At 38.1% G+C, this 18859-nt stretch carries 13 protein-coding genes; 6 read left to right on the top strand and 7 right to left on the bottom strand.

The window, feature by feature from the left end:
- Positions 1 to 90: 90 nt before the first annotated feature.
- Positions 91 to 1356 (bottom strand): glycosyltransferase family 2 protein, encoded by a 1266-nt coding sequence (locus EFY79_RS20255; protein WP_123122580.1) that lies wholly within the window; start codon positions 1354 to 1356, stop codon positions 91 to 93.
- Between the two features lie 157 nt (positions 1357 to 1513).
- Here EFY79_RS20255 and EFY79_RS20250 point away from each other — a divergent pair, with 157 nt between their 5' ends.
- The 4 genes from EFY79_RS20250 to EFY79_RS20235 all read left to right on the top strand — a co-directional run bounded on the left by EFY79_RS20250 (position 1514) and on the right by EFY79_RS20235 (position 8136).
- Positions 1514 to 2302 carry an inositol monophosphatase family protein gene (locus EFY79_RS20250; protein WP_123122579.1) on the top strand — a complete coding sequence of 263 codons (789 nt, stop codon included), beginning with the start codon at positions 1514 to 1516 and terminating at the stop codon, positions 2300 to 2302.
- A gap of 73 nt (positions 2303 to 2375) precedes the next feature.
- On the top strand, positions 2376 to 3461 hold the full coding sequence (gene gcvT, locus EFY79_RS20245; protein ID WP_123122578.1) for a glycine cleavage system aminomethyltransferase GcvT: 1086 nt from the start codon (positions 2376 to 2378) through the stop codon (positions 3459 to 3461).
- A 30-nt stretch (positions 3462 to 3491) separates the two neighbouring features.
- On the top strand, positions 3492 to 4232 hold the full coding sequence (locus EFY79_RS20240) for a 2-phosphosulfolactate phosphatase (RefSeq protein ID WP_123122577.1): 741 nt from the start codon (positions 3492 to 3494) through the stop codon (positions 4230 to 4232).
- A 139-nt stretch (positions 4233 to 4371) separates the two neighbouring features.
- Entirely contained in the window at positions 4372 to 8136 is a 3765-nt protein-coding gene (locus tag EFY79_RS20235) for a DEAD/DEAH box helicase (RefSeq protein WP_123122576.1), read from the top strand.
- A gap of 854 nt (positions 8137 to 8990) precedes the next feature.
- Here the strand turns inward: EFY79_RS20235 and EFY79_RS20230 are convergent.
- From EFY79_RS20230 to prfA, 4 genes are all read right to left on the bottom strand, one after another.
- Positions 8991 to 9596 carry a superoxide dismutase gene (locus EFY79_RS20230; protein WP_123122575.1) on the bottom strand — a complete coding sequence of 202 codons (606 nt, stop codon included), beginning with the start codon at positions 9594 to 9596 and terminating at the stop codon, positions 8991 to 8993.
- A 150-nt stretch (positions 9597 to 9746) separates the two neighbouring features.
- Positions 9747 to 10211: a nucleoside deaminase gene (locus EFY79_RS20225; RefSeq protein ID WP_123122574.1), complete on the bottom strand. Its 465-nt coding sequence runs from the start codon at positions 10209 to 10211 to the stop codon at positions 9747 to 9749.
- Between the two features lie 25 nt (positions 10212 to 10236).
- Positions 10237 to 13716, bottom strand: a complete 3480-nt coding sequence (locus EFY79_RS20220; protein WP_123122573.1) for a glycosyltransferase — start codon at positions 13714 to 13716, stop codon at positions 10237 to 10239.
- Positions 13717 to 14090: 374 nt separating this feature from the next.
- Positions 14091 to 15152 (bottom strand): peptide chain release factor 1, encoded by a 1062-nt coding sequence (gene prfA, locus EFY79_RS20215; protein ID WP_123122572.1) that lies wholly within the window; start codon positions 15150 to 15152, stop codon positions 14091 to 14093.
- 116 nt (positions 15153 to 15268) lie between these two features.
- Here prfA and EFY79_RS20210 point away from each other — a divergent pair, with 116 nt between their 5' ends.
- Complete coding sequence (locus EFY79_RS20210) at positions 15269 to 16444, top strand: amidohydrolase family protein (RefSeq protein WP_123122571.1); 1176 nt, start codon at positions 15269 to 15271, stop codon at positions 16442 to 16444.
- A gap of 51 nt (positions 16445 to 16495) precedes the next feature.
- Here the strand turns inward: EFY79_RS20210 and recO are convergent, their stop codons facing one another.
- Together recO and EFY79_RS20200 are read right to left on the bottom strand one after the other, a co-directional pair.
- Positions 16496 to 17227, bottom strand: a complete 732-nt coding sequence (gene recO / locus EFY79_RS20205) for a DNA repair protein RecO (RefSeq protein ID WP_123122570.1) — start codon at positions 17225 to 17227, stop codon at positions 16496 to 16498.
- A gap of 72 nt (positions 17228 to 17299) precedes the next feature.
- Entirely contained in the window at positions 17300 to 17857 is a 558-nt protein-coding gene (locus tag EFY79_RS20200) for a Uma2 family endonuclease (protein ID WP_123122569.1), read from the bottom strand.
- A gap of 187 nt (positions 17858 to 18044) precedes the next feature.
- On the opposite strand from EFY79_RS20200, the gene rsmA reads away from it, so the two are divergent.
- Positions 18045 to 18797, top strand: a complete 753-nt coding sequence (rsmA, locus tag EFY79_RS20195; RefSeq protein ID WP_123122568.1) for a 16S rRNA (adenine(1518)-N(6)/adenine(1519)-N(6))-dimethyltransferase RsmA — start codon at positions 18045 to 18047, stop codon at positions 18795 to 18797.
- Positions 18798 to 18859 lie beyond the last annotated feature (62 nt).

The following is an 18859-nucleotide window of genomic DNA, read 5'->3' as shown; positions in this document are numbered from 1 at the left end:
TTTTCAAACTCTTTACAAACTTATTAAAACAAAAAATGGAGAATTCTTCAGCTCTTTAAATCTTAAATTTGGTTTTTAAGGGTTGACTATTTATTGTGCCGGATAAAATGGATTTTCTTTTTCTAAAATAACTTCTCCACACTCGTCTTTGTTAGCACTGCCTACGATAGAGTGGCTTGCATTTGCAAATATTTTGATGGCGATATTTTGTGGAATCATCCGCATCGCAGAAATAATTTCTCTGAACGAAAGATCTCCTTCGCAAAAAATAATTTCTTCAGCGGATGAAACGGACAGCGCATGTTGCAAGGCAGGAAAGCCGGCGATGATATTTTGTTTACTAATCTTGCCCATTTCAACTCTTCCTGATACAATCTTATTTTGGGATGATTTCTCCAACAGACGTTTTACCATGGTGAATTCCATTTCACTCCCTGCAATAATTACTTTTGAGGGTAAAGAAAGTTTTTGTTTCTTTTCCGTATTGATTTTGATTATTCTTGAAAAGGCAGAAGCAGCACCCCGTAAAAAAATTGCCGCATGCAGAAAAAAATTGTATAGCCATGCAGGCCTTTGACGAAAATGCTTTTTAACGAAAATGCTCATTGCCTTATAAAACATTTTCACATAATTAATGCTTCCCTTGCGCGTGCTTTCGCCCTTAAAATGAATGATGGTGCTTTGTGCAAAATAGTAATTTACAAATCCTGCGCTTCGGATACGGTAGCTTAAGTCAATATCTTCACCATACATAAAAAATGCTTCATCAAAACCTCCTGTTATATCAAGAATTTTTTTAGGGACCAGCATAAAGGCGCCCGCCAAAACGTCTACAGGTTGCGTTTCATCTTCATTTAAATTTCCCAGGTGATAGCGTGAAAAGATTTTGGAACCTGGAAATAATTTTGACAACCCCGAAAGTTTATAAAACGACGTTGCCGGGGTAGGAAATGACCTTTTACTTTCTCTTAAAAATTGGCCCGAGCCATCAATCATTTTAATGCCCAATGCTATATCACTTTTTTTTGATTGAATAAAGAGAATGCATTTTTCAAAGCAATCTTCCGGCACCACGGTGTCCGGATTTAGAAACAGAATAAAATCGCCTTTTGCAATTTTCAACGCCTGGTTGTTTGCTTTTGCAAAGCCGGTATTGGTTTTGTTCCAAACGAAAGTGACTTTTGGAAAGCGGTTTTTGAAAAAATCAAAACTTCCGTCTGCGGAATTGTTATCAATTACAATGATTTCGCCCTCAATATTTTTCAGCGCTTTTTCTACTGATAACAGGCACAACTCTAAAAAGTATTTTACATTATAATTTACTATGATGACAGAAAGTTGCAATGCCGGGATCAAATTGGTTTTTTGGTAAAATAAGAATTATAGTTTTTTGTGCTTTCACTGCGCTCTCATTCAACCGGGGCAATTTAAAACTAAAATAACAGACTTGAAATTCAAATAAACGCAAATCTTTTGTTTCTGCTAATCGAACAAATTATATAATCTTTGCACCATGCATAGAGAAACATTAATAGCTGCGGTCAATGCAGGTGCAGAGCAATTGAAAAGTTTTTTTAATCAAAAGTTTACAATAAGCCATAAAGAAGGTGTGAATAATTTGGTGACGGAAGCTGATTTTGCTTCGGATAAAGCAATTCGAAGTATCATTAAAAACGACTTCCCGGATGACGGAATTGTCAGTGAAGAAAGCCGCGAAAAAGAAGCAGGCAGCGAATATAAATGGATAATCGACCCAATAGACGGGACGGTAAATTTTGCCAACGGAATCCCTTTGTGTTGTGTGAGCATTGGCCTTGAGTATAATGGCAGCATGTTGATGGGGGCGGTGTATAATCCACTTATGGAAGAATTTTATTTTGCTGAAAAAGGCAAGGGCGCTACTTTGAATGGCAACAAAATTTTTGTGAGCTCAAAAACGAGATTAATAACGAGTTGCCTTGTTACCGGCTTTCCCTACACCTACCTGGAGCAAGAGTACGGGCCAATAGAAGTGTTTTCAAAATTGATCAGGAGAGGGATTCCTGTAAGAAGATTAGGAAGCGCCGCAATGGATCTTTGCTGGGTGGCTGCTGGCCGCTTCGATGGATTTTATGAGCATGAGCTTCATGCCTGGGACAGCGCAGCCGGTTTTTTAATAGTGGAAGAAGCCGGCGGCAAAGTAACTAACCTTGCAGGAGATCCCTATTCACCTTATCAGCCCGGCATCGTAGCCACAAACGGAAAAATTCATAATGAGTTAATCAACGTGATAGCAGGGGGAAACGTGCAGGAACTTTTGTGAGCGTCATTTTCTTTACGAATGCGCATTATTATATCCATTTTTATTTTGCTATAAATTTGCAACGCCATAAAATATGAAGAATACCCCATTCACTAAAAAACACGTCGCACTTGGCGCCCGGATGGCTGAATTTGCGGGGTATAATATGCCTATAAGCTACTCCGGCATTAACGATGAACACCTGGCGGTAAGGAATAACGCGGGTGTTTTTGATGTAAGCCACATGGGTGAATTTATTTTGAAAGGTGAAAAAGCATTAGAGCTGATTCAAAGGGTTACCAGTAATGATGCGTCAAAATTAACTGCAGGCAAAGCTCAATATAGCTGCTTGCCGAACAAAGAGGGAGGCATAGTAGACGATTTAATTGTGTATTGTATTGAGGAAAACAAAGTTTATATGCTGGTGGTGAATGCTTCAAATATTCAGAAAGACTGGGACTGGATTTCAGCGTTTAATACTGAAAATGTGGAGATGCATAACATTTCAGACAAGACCTGCTTATTGGCTATCCAGGGGCCTGATGCTGCAAAAATGATGCAGCCGCTGACAGAAGTTGACATTCTGAATATGAAATATTATACTTTTCAAAAAGGTAAATTTGCCGGCGTAGATAATGTTTTAATCAGCGCAACAGGATACACGGGTTCCGGCGGCATAGAAATTTATTTTGAAAACAAGGAAGGCAATGCGGATAAAATCTGGAATAGAATTTTTGAGGCGGGAAGCGGCAAAGGATTAAAAGCCATTGGCCTGGCTGCGCGTGACACATTAAGGTTAGAAATGGGGTATTGTTTATATGGAAATGATATTGACGATACCACCTCGCCGCTGGAAGCAGGCCTGGGATGGATAACAAAATTCAATAAAGACTTTACCGGTAAGGAGGTTTTGGAAAAACAAAAAGCTCAGGGAATAAAAAGGAAACTGGCAGGTATTGAACTGACAGAAAAGGGTATTCCAAGGCATGATTATGAGGTGCTAAATCAAAACAATGAAGTCATTGGGCATGTTACAAGTGGAACACAATCGCCTTCTCTTCGTAAGGCAATAGGCATGGCTTATGTTCAATTGGAATATGCAAAGGCAGGCACTGAGATTTTTATTAAAATAAGGGATAAAATGGTACCGGCAAAAGTGGTAAAAATGCCATTTGAGTAAATCCGGCTTTTAAAACAAATTTTTCTGCTAATGAGACCAGGTAAGAAAGAAATTCCTTCATTAAATACAGTGTTGTCGCCGTCGCTGTTAAACTTGTATGACATTTCGGACAGCACGGTGGTCATAATTGACGTGCTCAGGGCTACCTCTACTATTGCGGCTGCATTGTATAACGGCGCAAAATCAGTAATTCCGGTGGATAGCGTTGCTGGTTGTATCAAGTTAGGAAAACAAATGGAAGTAATTACTGCCGGAGAACGGGATGGTAAAATCGCAGAAGGCTTGCAATATGGAAATACGCCACTGCAATATTCTGCGGATTTTATCAAAGGAAAAACCCTGGTGCTTACCACCACCAACGGCACTAAATTGCTACATGTAGCGCTGGCTGCAAACGCCAATGCTATAATCACCGGCTCATTCTGTAATATTTCTTCTGTTTGCGACTACCTGGTAAAAAAAAAATCAAATGTAATGCTGGCCTGTGCTGCGTGGAAAAACCGGGTAAATATTGAAGATACCCTTTTTGCCGGCGCAGTTGTAAACCGGATAAAGCAACATTTTGATATTAATTGCGATGCCGCGATGATTGCCGAAAGCCTTTATCTGCAGGCAAATGGCGATCTTTTAAATTTTATGAAAGAAAAAAACGCTTCCCATTATCATCGTTTGATGAATTATGGCTTGCTGGAAGATATTAAGTTTTGTCTCACCGAAGATAACGCCAACGTACTCAGCCTGTATTCAGCAGGTAGGCTCATAGCGGGCTAAAAACTATCTTAATTTTCAGGCTACGCTCCCGAAATAACGGTTTGCCCTTCGGCAATTTTTAAATTTTCTTTATTTTTGCAAATTGCTTTTTTCACAATAGAAATCGTGTAATCGGGCATTTATTCTAAATTTTACTTTTTTGGCACTACCCTTTTTTATTAAATACATATACAATTCTGGAACTGATGAAGTGATTCGCCGGGGCAAAAAGATTTACTCACAGCGTTTTGTTGAGCTGGTTGACAACGATGAGCTAATCCACTCGGTGACTTTTCGGGTAAAAGATGATAGTTATTCTACCTTTTATAAGGTTCAAATACAAAAATATGATGAGCCGAAATCTTTTACCATTCATTGTTCCTGCCCTTATAATATCAGTGATATCTGTCGCCACGAAGCAGCGGCTTTAATGCAGTTGCAGGACCTGGTGGATAAAAATCTTCTTGAATCCGGCAACAGCGCACCTGTTTTTAATCAAAAACATACGGTTGTTAAGATTAAATTTATTGACCTGAAGATGATAAGGATGCTTACGGGCATGCAAAATTATACCGAAGCAGAAGAAATTTTAAGAAAGAATAAATGCAATATTCTTATAGCCGCCGATGAAAGGGTAGAAGCTGATCTTGAGGTTAACGGTGCGGTGTTTCATATTATTTTACAAAAGAATGAGGAACGGAATTTTGACACTTCATGCACCTGCAATGATGACGAGCATCTGCTCTGCAAACATAAAACAGCATTATTTCTTCATTTACTGAATAATTGGGGCCCTAACTATTTTGACAGCATCCGCAACTGGGATAAAGAAAAAAATAAATTGCTGCAGGGATATGGCTATACGCTTAATGATGACCTTTCGGGAAAATTTGAATGGATATATAAAGATGGCAAGCCTTTTTTAAAGGTAATTGACCCTTCGGTGAGGAGAATTTCCGCTCCTGTAAATAAGCCGGTTCATGAAGAAGCAATAGCTACGGAAGTGGAAGAAAGCCCTAAATTTTCTGCGCCCGTTTCAAGACCATTTACCGTGGCCAAGCACCTGACGCTTGTGTTTAATGCAAATGAAAAATTATTTCCTTTCGTGTCGGTAGATGTGGTGCAGGGTGAATTTAATAGGGAAGAAAATGAGTTCATTGGAAAGATGGAAAAGCTGGATCTTTCAAAATTTATAAATAGTTCCGATTTTAGCGAAAGCGATAAACAATTGCTGCAATTAGGAAGGAAACTACAGCAGGTAGAAATTAATAAATACCTCAATCGCAATTCGCCATTTAGTGGTTATTGGGAAAATATTATCTACGATGAAAAAGATGAATTGCCGCAGGAAACGAAAATGCTGATGGCAGAGTTTATTCATCCAAAGCTCAAAAGGATATTTAAAGAGAATGAGGATAAGCCGGTATTTCATTTACCGCGGGGCAAAAATTTTTCAACCCAAAACCTGGAACGCGTTGATATATCCGCTATTACTCCTGTTATAGAATTTAAAGTGGCGCCTGGTGATAGCGATTACACGCTGGAAACAGAAATCGTTCTAGGCCATGAGAAGGCCGGCATTTCTGAAAATGAGTGGAAAAGTGATTTGCTTTTTATGCATGATAAAACATTGTATTTATGGGATAAATCTGAGCAGGTTTTGATTGCGGAAAAATTCAGAAATCCGCTTAAAATCCCCCGGGAGCAATGGCCGCAGCTTTTGAAGGAAATGATAATCCCGCTTACAGATGAGTATACTGTTTCGTTTGATAAATCATTAATTAAAGAAACAAAAGAAGGCCAGCCTGATATTAGCGTGATGCTAATTGAAAAAGGCGATTATCTTTTATTCCAGCCGGTTTTTAACTATAAAGGTTTCAGTGTAAAACCGGGTGATAAGGACACGATTATTGTTCCGGATAATGATAAAGTGTTGATGGTAAAGCGAAATGCAGAAGCCGAAAGGCATTTTATTGAGAAACTGGCGAGCCTTCATTCGCAGTTTATCAGCCAGTCTCAAAATAAAAGTCTTGTGCTGAAAGGTGTGGATGTATTAAAAAACAATTGGTTTTTCCTGTTTGTGGATGCGATGCACGAAATGAAAGTGCCGGTTTATGGATTCGAGGCACTTAAAAATTTCAGGTTTAATACCGCCAAACCTTCTACGCACATTCATCTCAGCAGCGGTATGGATTGGTTTGATGCCAAAGTAGAACTGGCTTTCGGCGAACAAAGAATTGGTATTGTTGAAATTCAAAAGGCGCTTTCCAATAAGCAATCTTTTGTGCAATTGAATGATGGCACATTGGGAATATTGCCCGATGAATGGATAAAAAAATACGCGCTGCTTTTTAAAGTAGGCGAAGGAAGAAATAATAATCTCCGGTTATCAAAGTTTCATTTGAGCGTGATAGATGAATTGTATGAGCAACGTGATGAAAATGAGCTGTCTTTTGAGCTTGATGAAAAGTATGAGCGCCTGCGGAATTTTAAAAGTATACCGGAGGTGCCTATTCCTGCTCATTTGGAAGGCAAATTACGGCCTTATCAACTCTCTGGTTTTCACTGGTTAAATTACCTCCGCACAGTAGGGTGGGGCGGAATACTCGCCGATGATATGGGCCTCGGGAAAACAGTGCAGGCGCTGAGCATTCTTCAGCATTTTTATGAGGGAGAAGGAAACTTAAGAGCCTTGGTGGTGTGCCCTACCACGCTGATATATAATTGGGAAAACGAAATTCAAAAGTTTACACCTTCTCTTTCGCACCAGATTCATCATGGTAATGCCCGCGCCAAAAGCAAAGAAGATTTTGGCAATGAAAATATTATCATCACTACCTACGGCACTTTGCGCAGCGATGTGCAAATGCTGATGAAAATTAATTTTGATTACGTAATCCTCGACGAATCACAGGCGATAAAAAATCCGGCATCCAAGGTTACGCGTGCTGCCTGTTTGCTAAAAGCCCAAAACCGTATATGCATGAGCGGTACACCGCTTCAAAATAATACGTTTGATATTTATGCTCAAATGAATTTTTTAAACCCCGGTCTGCTCGGCACAGTAGAATTTTTTAGAAATGAATTTTCAACACCTATTGATAAACTCGGTGAACAGGAGCAGAAAGAGCATTTGAAAAAATTGTTGTATCCCTTTATCCTGAGAAGAACCAAAGAGCAGGTAGCGAAGGATTTGCCGGAAAAAACAGAAACGATTTTATTTTGTGAAATGGAAGCTGCGCAAAGGGCCGTGTACGACAGCTATCGCAATGCTTATCGCAATAAAATCCTGGGCGTAATAGATGAACAGGGAGTCGGCCGTTCACAGCTCACGATTTTGCAGGGATTGATGAAACTACGCCAGATCTGCGACAGCCCGGCCATTTTAAATGAAGAAGAAAAATATCCTAACGATTCCATCAAGCTGGAAGAACTGATGCGGGAAATAACCGAAAATATTGGTGAACACAAAGCGCTGGTGTTTTCTCAATTTCTCGGGATGCTTGCGCTTATCAGGAGCGAATTAACGAAAAACGGCATCGACTTCGAATATTTTGATGGAAGCACATCCCCTGTAGATAGGGAGAAAGCAATTCAGAATTTTCAAACCAATGAAAATTGCCGCGTATTTCTTATCTCGTTAAAAGCGGGTGGAGTGGGGCTCAACCTTACAGCGGCCGATTATGTATATATCGTGGATCCGTGGTGGAATCCGGCAGTAGAGCAACAGGCTATAGATCGTACGCACCGTATCGGTCAAACAAAAAATATTTTTGCCTACAGAATGATTTGCAAGGATACGATTGAGGACAAAATTCTAAAATTACAGGAACGCAAACGTATCCTTGCAAAAGAATTGATTTCAGATGATCAGTCTTTTGTAAAAAGCCTGACCAAAGAGGATGTAGAATATCTATTCAGCTAAAAAATATTTAAGAAGTTATAAAATCTTTTAACCTTTGGAAATCTCTTTTGTTGCCCGATTCAAATAAGGCTACAAAATTCCTCGTAAAATTTTTCAGAAAAACTGAAAAAGCAGATTTGCTCTCGTAAGCATTGTTTTTCATGATAATTGAATTTAAATGAATAAAAATTTAAGAGTATAAAATAAAAACATTTAAATATTTGTTCAAATAGCAAATTCACCTGATTTTATCTTCCGTAAATTCCGCAATGCCTTACCACATATTATTGTGATGCCGGTATCTTCGTTTTGCCTTGTTGTTATATAAGTTTGAATAATAATCCGGGTGACGGGCTATTTTTAGAATGAAAACTTTCAATTTTGGCGAAAGCACGTGGGAAAACAGGAAATTGGTTATGGGGCTCATACAATAAATTAATATCTCATTAACGAAAGAGATTATGATTTATTATATTATATGCAAAATTTGAGCAGGCTACCTGGCAGTAAAGCAACAAAAAACCGGAACTCAATTGAACTCCGGTTATGCTGGTTTTCCTTGGGATAATTTTTTGACCCGATTCATCAGGCCTTTAAATAAATTCTCTGTTTTTGAATGTTGACCAGCACAAAGTCAGTGCCATTAAAAAAGTTTAGCATAATATCTCAGCCTGGCTTTATCAGTTTTTATCGCTGTCAACATATTTTTTTATCATAATCTATAATTATTTCATTAATATCCGCATAAAATGATGCCATAGTAAAAGGCAGCAGTGAAAGCATAAATATTGCGATTTTTTATTTTGGGCAAAAAGTTGTTATCAAAAAAAAGCCGCCCGAAAAACCGGGCGGCCTGCCATTCATTAAAATTGTAACTATTTCGCATTTTCGAAATTCTCTGAGGCCTTTTTCCAATTTACTATGTTCCAGAATGCATTCAAATAATCTCCTCTTAAATTCTTGTATTTTAAATAATAAGCATGTTCCCAAACGTCGCAGCCTAATACCGGTGTACATTGGCATTCCGCAACGTCCATTAGAGGATTGTCCTGGTTAGGGGTGGAACAAATAGTCAGTTTACCGCCGGAAGCACCAAGCCATGCCCAGCCACTTCCAAATCTGGAAGCTCCGGCAGCATTAAATTTTTCTTTCATTGCGTCAAAAGAACCAAACGCTTCATCAATTGCCGCTGCGAGTTTTCCTTCCGGCTTTCCTCCCCCATTTGGTGAAAGTATTTCCCAGAAAAAACTGTGATTCCAGTGTCCGCCGCCATTGTTTCGGATGGCCGTGCTAAGACTTCCTGCATTTTTAATTAATTCTTCAAGCGTTTTATCGGCGTTTTCGGTACCTTCTATTGCTTTATTAAGATTATTTACATAACCCTGGTGATGTTTGTCATGATGGATATGCATAGTCTCTTCGTCTATATGGGGTTCCAGTGCGTTATAATCGTAAGGAAGATCCGGTAATGTAAATGCCATAATTAAATATGATTTAAATTGTTAATAAATGTAGGTAACAAATTTACTTAATGTATATCACAAAATAAGCCTGTGCCCAAAATATCGCAAATAGTTTCCGCTTTGCGTAAAATAATTGCAGCATACAATTTCGCAAACTCCAGGCCAGCCTTATCTTTTTTTGATAAAAAAGTTTTGGATTAACCCGAGGCATTCCTGCGAAAGAACATCTTTTTCAACTATCGTTTTGGGATGTAGCAGACGTTTATGAAGAGAAATGCCTCCATGTTTTGGATCCGATGCGCCATACACCACCCTGGCAATTTTGCTCCAAAATAATGCGCCGCAACACATAGCGCACGGTTCCAGGGTAACATAAATAGTTGCCTCAGGTAAATATTTTGCGCCTAAAAAATTAAATGCTGATGTAAGTGCAATAATCTCAGCGTGCGCTGTCGCATCTTTTAAAGCTTCTACCTGGTTATACCCCCGTGCGATTATTTTTTTATTCATCACTATTACGGCTCCTATAGGCACTTCATCCTTATCAAATGCTTTTGAGGCTTCACGGAGCGCCTGCCTCATAAAGTATTCATGATTTTTTTCCTCCCTTACTTCTCCGAAGACATTATTCATCTATTTTTTTTTCAATTTCAAATCCTCAATTTTCAACTTTCACCACCGCAACTTCCTTCACAGTGCCTGTTCGCTTTAATGCCCCCCAAGACTGTATTTCACCTTTTATTGCTTTATTAAAAGATTTCAGCAAAATATAATACATCAACTGCCTGTACACTAATCTTTGTGGAAGCATCCAGATTAATTTAACTGCATTTTCCTTTTCATAAGCGAAGGCAAGGGCAGCTCCGGCGATATCCACCAGCGTAAAAATAAAATAATAGAGTATGATATGGGGTATGCTGGCTACCACAATTCCAAAAGAGGCTGCTAATAAGCTGAACACTAAAATCAAATCCGCAAGAGGCGCCAGAATAGGCAATATGATTTGATAAATCAAAATATTAGGCATCGCAATCATGCCAAAATTTTTATACTTTGAATTGAAAATCGTGTCCCTGTGTTTCCAAAAACATTGCATCACCCCAAAGCTCCAGCGGAATCGCTGTTTCAAAAATTGTTTGAAAGTTTCCGGGGCTTCAGTATATGAAATTGCCGCGGTGCAATTCCTTACAACATAATCTTGTCTCAGCAGCCGCATGGTCAGATCACAGTCTTCAGCGAGTGTATCCGTTGTAAATCCTCCTGCGGAAATAATAGCTTCTTTTTTGAACGCGCCAATAGCGCCCGGTACCACGGTAATACAATTCAAAAGGTCAAAAGCGCGCCTGTCAAAGTTTTGTGAAGTGATGTATTCAATACTTTGCCAGATGGTAATCATGTTCACTTCATTGCCCACCTTTACATTTCCGGCTACAGCCGCTACATTTTCTGAATCGAATTTTTGCATCAGGAGCGAAACGGCATCAGATTTCAATTGTGTGTCTGCGTCAATGCAAACTACAAAGTCCCCACTTGATTTCTCAATTCCGAAATTGAGCGCCGACGCTTTCCCGCCATTTATTTTACTAAAAACGTGCACTTTAGAATTCTGCTTAAAATGTTCGTTTACTATTTCGAAAGTATGGTCCTTGCTACCATCATCTACAAAAATTATCTCAAGCTTCGGATAATTCTGCGATAAGAGACTATTTATGGTTCTTATAGAATTTACCTCTTCGTTATAGGCAGGAACTATAATACTTACTAAAGGAAAATTTTCTTCATCGCCAGATAAAAACGGCGTGAAAGTGGTTGCCGCATTTTGTTCTTTTCTTTTTTGAATGCTTGCCAGAAGCGCCATCAAAATCATCCGGCCAATAGAAAGCAATATCCCAATAATAAATAGTGTGAATAAAATCTGCCCGCCCCAGTACGTAGATTCGGCAAGAAAAAAATTGAACTTTCTTGTCCATCTGTCACGGGCATTGCTGACGCCTGGCATCACCTGGTCCCTGGTTTTGCCCATCAGGTCTGAAACGTTCGTAAACACATATCCTTTTTTCTTAAAATAATCGATGATTCTGGGAAGCGCCTCTACCGTGGCTTCGCGTGTATCACCACCGGCGTCGTGTAGCAAAATAATGCTTGCATTGGTGGCTTCTTCCTGCCTGATTACCCTGGCTACGATGGAATCTGCAGAAACTCCGGGGGCCCAATCATTGGGATCAATGCTCTCATTGATGGTCAGATAATTTTCATCCCTGCTTCTTTGAATTGGAGCTAACTCGTCATAAGTCTGCGGCTCCGAATCTGCATTGTATGGCGCTCTGAACAAAATAGTGGAATGGCCTGTCACACTTTCAATTAAGAGCCGTGTTAATTTCATTTCCAAGGCAGCCCGTGACAGGCTCATTTCAGCAATATTATGATGCGTAAAAGTGTGGTTGCCTATTTCAAAACCATCCTTATATTCTCTCTGTAGCAAAGGAATATTCTGTTCCGCATTAATGCCTATTACAAAAAATGTGGCAGGTACTTTTTTGCGTTCAAGAATGCTAAGAATTTTTGGAGTCCATTCTGCGCTGGGGCCATCGTCAAAAGTAAGAATCAATTTATGGCCTTTGCCCACGGTAGTATCTTCTGCAAATTTCCTGATAACATATCCGGAAGGAAGCTGAAGATATTTTTGCTCAGCTATTAATTGTTCAGAAGAATCAATTTCAAGACTGACCTTCCCTTGTTGGGGAGAGTATAAAATATCCAATACTTCGCCTTCACCCTGAAAGATAACACTGTTTATTACAACAGGCATTGTTTTCAGAGAGTCGAAATTGAAAGGATGTTTATCAAGTGAATCATTGCTGAGGCTGCGGTTATAGTATTTCCAAATTCTGGGGTCTTCGCTGCTTAATCGCCACAGTGCAGTTCCTGCGGTCGGAAATTCATCACTGAAACGCAAAATATTGAAAGTGGTGGCAGCATCCGTGAACCATACTTCATGATTTTGAATATCTGTGGAGTCGTCAGCGCTTTGGGTGATATAACTATAATGAAGATTGTAAGAATCATCGTCATAAATAATATTTGCATTTACTGTTTTTGCCCTGTTGATGGCTTCATTATAAGTTAAAGGAAGCGAATCAATTTTACCATCCGTCCAGCTATAACCAAATGCGCCAACGCCTAAAATAATTTTTTCAGGGTTAATTCTGTCCGAAGTCCAGGATAAGGCATCTTCAATCCATTTTTGAGCGCTGATGGGCCCCGGCCCCGTAGAACCATTGTATTCGTCATAGGCCATCAGGATTATATAATCATTGTAATCAGAAAGCTTTTTATAATCATAATCCTCATTCTTGGGTTCTACATCCATACTCACCAGCATATTTTTAGCATGCAGCGCGTTGTATAACTGTCGCTGGAAGGAAGTAAGCGGTGCATTGGATTTTTCGTCCAGTTCTTCAAAGTCTACATTGATACCGGCAAGCTGGTACCATGAAAGTGTATCAACTATTTGCTGAATAAAATTTTTTTGGAGGATAGAATCGTTTAAAATTTTGTTCAGCAGTTTTCCATCAAAGTCTTTCTTAGAAGAATTGAAGTTGGAAAGGATGGGCATAATCCGCAGATGATTTTGCTTCATCATTTTTAATCCCGCGCTGTCTATTCTTGTTTGCAAGCGGTGAGTGACAGTATCAATAAAAAGCCATTCAGGAAAGATGGTATTAATTTTATCCGCATTTTTTTCAAGATCGTCCAATGAAAGTTTAGCGTTCCACGGCGTATAAAAAGCTGCTCTTATTAAGGATAAGGAATTTACTTTCGAAAAAGCATTTTTTGTATTCTTTTTTAATGAATCTTTTTTCAGCTTGTTGAGTAAGAAATCTTTAAACCCTTTGTATTTTATATTTTGAGCATTCTTAAGCACTAATGGATTTGACGGATCAAGCGAAGATTGATATTCCCTTGCTTTCGCCTGGAGGTTAGGTACATTAGGTAAAGACCCGCTGTACAACGCTATTCCCAACACTACAAGAAAGAAGATTGCAATCATCAGCAACAGGCGTCCCGTCCATTTAAATCTTTTCCAACGGGTGGGCTTGTCTGTTTGAAAAATTTGAGTCGGCTTATTATTGCTCATTTGTTTTGAATAAAAAATTCAAAAGGATAAAACCCGTGGCAAAGTTAGTACTGATATAATCTTATTTATTTTATTTCCTCTTTCATGTATGTGGCTTAACAAAAAATTATTTTAGGAACTAATTCAAAAAAAGAGAAGGCCCCTGTAGAAACAGGGGCCGTTTACCAAAACTAACTGCTTATGAGAAAATTGAAATTTAATGTTGTTGAATTATATATTTCAAATCACATGCCAAAAATATAAACGAATGTGTTAACAAAAATCTAATCCGAATAAATTGCCCACAATTTTAATTTTTTGTGACAAAATGCGAAAATAGAAAAAAGTTTCAAATGTCTTTTTACTGCTGATTCGCACATTTTGAAAGCCGGAAATCATTGGTGAGCAAGCTTTTCAGCATTTTCAGCAAATTGAAGTGCATCAATAAATTCCTGTAAATCACCATTTAAGACTTCTTCAAGGTTATATACTGTCAAGCCAATTCTGTGATCTGTCACCCTGCCCTGCGGAAAATTATAGGTTCTTATTTTGGCAGACCTGTCTCCTGTGCTCACCAGGCTTTTTCGATGACGGGATATTTCTTCTTCCTGCTTGCGTACTTCTTCTTCGTATAATTTCGTGCGCAACATTTGCATGGCTTTTTCGCGGTTTCCAAGCTGGCTTCTTTCGGTCTGGCAAACTACTACTAACCCCGTAGGGATGTGCGTCAACATTACTTTTGTTTCCACCTTATTTACGTTCTGGCCACCAGCGCCGCCGCTTCTTGCAGTCTCCATTTTCACATCGCTATCCCTCACTTCCACATCCACCTCTTCGGCCTCAGGCATCACAGCCACAGTGGCAGCGCTTGTATGAACACGGCCGCTCGCTTCGGTATCAGGCACTCTCTGAACGCGATGTACGCCGCTTTCGAATTTCAAAGTTCCATATACGTCTTCGCCGCTAACCTCTATCTGTATTTCTTTGTAGCCGCCTACAGTGCCTTCATTTTCACTAAGTATGGCGGTTTTCCATCCTTTCGATTCACAAAATTTCAAGTACATTCTTGTAAGGTTACCGGCAAAAAGTGAAGCTTCGTCACCGCCTGTGCCCGCCCTTATTTCAAGGATACAGTTTTTTTCATCCTGCGGGTCTTTCGGAATCAGCATAGTGCGAATCCTTTTTTCAAAATCTTCTTTTTCTGCCATCAAACGGGGCAATTCTTCCTTTGCCATATCCCGCATTTCCTCATCGTCGCTATTGATTACCTCTTTATTAAACTCAATGTCATCAAGGGTTTTTGCGTATTGGTTTCGTAGATTTACGATTTTTTCCAAATCGCGGTATTCCTTACTTAATAGTTTATATTTTTTATTATCACTAACAATTTCAGGATTGGTTAATGCGACAGCTAATTCTTCAAATCGTGCCTTTATTGCTTCCAACTTTTCCAGCATAAATCTTTTTTTTGATGTTGATTATTTAGCGATTGGGTAAATTGCGTACCATCTGATGTAGAAAAAATTACCCTTCTGTTTTTAATTGTGGGCAAAATTAACCTAATAGTTTTTACATGCCATATCGAAAGTTTAAAGCTGATTATCTATTTACAAATGATAAGTTGGCGAAAGGAAAAGTTTTAATAACTGAGGAAACAGGAAAATTTGAAGCGATCGCCGATGCAAAAAATGTTTCAGGCGATATCGAAATTTTTAAAGGAATTATTTGCCCCGGATTTATCAACGCCCATTGCCACCTTGAACTTTCCCATCTGAAAACTATTATTCCTGAAAAAACAGGGTTAATAGATTTTGTATTTGAGGTAGTTTCAAAAAGGTATTTTGAAGACAATCAAATTTTGCGTGCGATAGCGGTTGCGGAGAATGAAATGATTAGGAATGGGATAGTAGCGGTAGGCGACATTTGTAATTATTCCATTACTCTTTCTCAAAAAATCAAGCTTAACCTGCATTATTATAATTTTATTGAAATCAGTGGATGGCTGCCTGAAATTGCTGAAGCCAGGTTTGAAAAAAGAATGCTTGCGCTAAAGCAATTTGAAATAAATAAACTTATAGCCTCCATCGTTCCTCACGCGCCATATTCTGTTTCTGATGTTTTATGGCAAAAGATTATTCCATTTTTTAGCGGCAAAACAATCACAATTCACAACCAGGAATCGGAAGAAGAAGATTTGTTTTTTCAAAAAGGCCAAGGCGATTTTTTAAGAATGTTTAAAAAAATGAATATTGATAATTCGTTTTATCACCCTAAAAAACTTCGAAGCCTTCAAACCTATTTTCATTATTTCTCTTCTACAGCCTCTTTAATTTTGGTTCATAATACTTTTACCACGCAGGCTGACCTTGATTTTATTGCTTCTAAAAGAAATAATAAACAATTGGTTTCTTTTTGTGTTTGTCCCAATGCAAATTTATATATAGAAGATACACTGCCTCCGGTAGATTTATTTTTAAGAAATAATCTCAACGTTGTTATAGGAACGGATAGTCTTGCTTCCAATCATCAACTTAGTATTTTAGAAGAATTAAAAACGATAAGCAAAAATTTTCCGGAGATTGAAACAGAAACTTTATTGAAATGGGCCACTATAAATGGCGCGCGGGCGCTGCAAATGGAAAGCGATTTGGGAAGCTTTGAAAAGGGGAAAACACCCGGCATATTATTGATTGAAAATGCAGACGGTAAAAAAATCACTCAAGACTCAAAGGTCAAAAGACTATTGTAAACAGTGGATGAACAAATAAGCGAATTTTTTTATTGAGCAATAGTTTCCAAATCAGGATAAGATAGCAGACAGGACATTCAGAGTTTTCATTTTACCAAATTCAGGAATGTGCCATCCATAAAAGCTTTCCATAGTTTTCAACATGGCACTCCTGGTTTTACCGTTCATCTTTATCTCGCTCAAATCATTTGGATGAATGGCCTTAAGTATTTCAGAAAAGTCGCGACTTAGTTGCGGAGTAATAAATTCTGCGGCCGCTAAATTTTCTTCAACAAAACAGCCTTCTTTTATACTAAAGATATTTTTCTTTTCCGAATAATTATTTTGTAAACTAAACCCGGAAATCTGCGCTATCCGGATAGAAAAATAAACCGAAAAATTCGCGGTGATTTCTTTTCGAGCTATATCAAGATGTAAAAAAGCATCTTCACAAAAATGAAAAAGATTTTCGTTCGTTTCGGGCTGCTTCAGGGTTTTTTGCAGCAGTTCAACCATAAAAAGCGCTATAGAATTTTTAATAACATCGCTCAAAATATTTTTATAAAGAATACTCCATTTTACTTCTTTTATCCGCTGTAGATTTTTTAATTCGTTGTGGTAAACCTGCATTTCCAATAAAGAGGATGGCTGAAATAAATAAGCCTTTGTGCTTTTACCCGGCGTTCGAACGCCGGGTACCAAATAAGTCTGGATGCCGAATAATTCAGTAAAAATGGAAACAACGATGCTCGTTTCCCCATATTTAATGGTTCGTAAAACAATCCCTTTGGTTGAATAAATCAATTCGTAAAAAATGTAAAAATGTACAATGAGAAAATTACAGTAAAGGAATAAATAAGCCAGATTTATATTCCGCTATTTTTTATAAATATCTTTCATGGATATAGAAATATTCAATTTGGGAAGGGCGATAATTTCTTCCGGTTCTGTATAGGATATCATATCCCATTCTTCCTTATCTTTTTTGAAATTGCAGAGAACCAGATATTTTTCTGGTTCAACAACAAGATAATAATCCAACGTTTTTATTTTCCTGTATTGAATAAATTTATCTACCAAATCTTTTGCTCTTGTGCTTTCGCTTAACACCTCGGCAATCAACTCAGGCTGAAATTGAACGTATTCATTTTCCTCTGTTTCTGATTCTTTTGTTATAAAAATATCCGGATAATAGTATTGATTTTCATCTTCTATCTTCACTTTCATGTTTTCTATAAAAACTTCATATCCTTTTTCAGTCAATAGACTTTCTAAAATCCGTAAAAGGTTTTTACAAATTTTATGATGCTTTCTTGATGCTCCCGACATTTCAATTAAGTTGCCATTAATAAATTCATGACGCAAGGCTCCTGCTTCTTCAATCCTGAAATATTCCTCAGGTGTATAAATTTTATGTAACTCCAATGATTGCATAGCATTTCAAATTTAACACAAATACAAATTAAAAAGGAATAATAAATTTTCCCTCACGAACAATTTCTCGTTTTTAAATTATAGTAAACAAGCAAATAATCAGCAATTATATTCTTTGAATTTTACCAATAAAATAATAAAACTACTAAGCCACCGAGCCAATAAACTTATACTTAATTTGCACCTCATGCATACACTTAAAAAATCTCTCGGCCAGCATTTTTTAAAAGATGAAAAAGTAGTTGAAAAAATTATCGCCGCTTTGATGCAACATCCGTTTAAAAACCTACTGGAGGTGGGACCTGGTGGCGGTGCGCTTACTAAACATTTGGTTAAAATTCCCGGCATTTATTTCAAGGCTGTCGAGCTGGACCAAGAAAAAGTGAATTATCTTTTAAAGCAATTTCCTTCTTTAGAAAATCATCTCATTCATAAAAGTTTTTTAGAAATGGAACGTCCGTTTGATGAGCCTTTTACCGTCATTGGAAATTTTCCTTATAATATTTCAACACAAATTTTATTTAAAGTTTTGGAATGGAAAGAATATGTTCCTGTTATAATCGGTATGTTCCAGAAGGAGGTGGCAGAGCGGGCTGCCGCTAAAGAAGGTAGCAAAATTTATGGCGTTTTAAGTGTGCTTCTGCAATATTATTACAATGTGGAATATCTATTTTCTGTAGGAAATGAATGCTTTACGCCGCCGCCAAAAGTGCAGAGTGGCGTGATCAGGTTAACAAGACGCGAGACTTTTTTGGCGGTAAAAAGTGAAAGAGCATTTTGGACGTTGGTTAAAACCGCTTTTAACCAGCGACGCAAAACCTTGCGTAATGGCGTTAAAAGCCTGATTCCAAAAGAACTTCTTGATAATAAATTTTTTGATCGCCGCGCGGAAACATTAAGCGTTGAAGAATTTGCAGCGCTTACTTTTAAGATGAATTAAAGTAAGATATTTCTTACAAGTTTGGAATTAAAATTGTTTGCTTCAAATAAATATTTTTCTGG

It is taken from the genome of Hanamia caeni, assembly GCF_003721595.1.
GTDB lineage: Bacteria > Bacteroidota > Bacteroidia > Chitinophagales > Chitinophagaceae > Ginsengibacter > Ginsengibacter caeni.
The sequence above is the reverse complement of the archived record's forward strand: the minus strand, read 5'-3'. Positions and strand labels throughout refer to the sequence as shown.

What these genes read in the sequence shown, in the direction of transcription:
- EFY79_RS20210 (WP_123122571.1), top strand. Translation starts at nt 15,269, where the DNA reads ATGCCATATCGAAAGTTTAAAGCTGATTATCTATTTACAAATGATAAG.
- EFY79_RS20240 (WP_123122577.1), top strand. Translation starts at nt 3,492, where the DNA reads ATGAGACCAGGTAAGAAAGAAATTCCTTCATTAAATACAGTGTTGTCG.
- EFY79_RS20200 (WP_123122569.1), bottom strand. Translation starts at nt 17,857, where the DNA reads ATGCAATCATTGGAGTTACATAAAATTTATACACCTGAGGAATATTTC.
- rsmA (WP_123122568.1), top strand. Translation starts at nt 18,045, where the DNA reads ATGCATACACTTAAAAAATCTCTCGGCCAGCATTTTTTAAAAGATGAA.
- EFY79_RS20220 (WP_123122573.1), bottom strand. Translation starts at nt 13,716, where the DNA reads ATGAGCAATAATAAGCCGACTCAAATTTTTCAAACAGACAAGCCCACC.
- prfA (WP_123122572.1), bottom strand. Translation starts at nt 15,152, where the DNA reads ATGCTGGAAAAGTTGGAAGCAATAAAGGCACGATTTGAAGAATTAGCT.
- gcvT (WP_123122578.1), top strand. Translation starts at nt 2,376, where the DNA reads ATGAAGAATACCCCATTCACTAAAAAACACGTCGCACTTGGCGCCCGG.
- EFY79_RS20225 (WP_123122574.1), bottom strand. Translation starts at nt 10,211, where the DNA reads ATGAATAATGTCTTCGGAGAAGTAAGGGAGGAAAAAAATCATGAATAC.
- EFY79_RS20250 (WP_123122579.1), top strand. Translation starts at nt 1,514, where the DNA reads ATGCATAGAGAAACATTAATAGCTGCGGTCAATGCAGGTGCAGAGCAA.
- EFY79_RS20230 (WP_123122575.1), bottom strand. Translation starts at nt 9,596, where the DNA reads ATGGCATTTACATTACCGGATCTTCCTTACGATTATAACGCACTGGAA.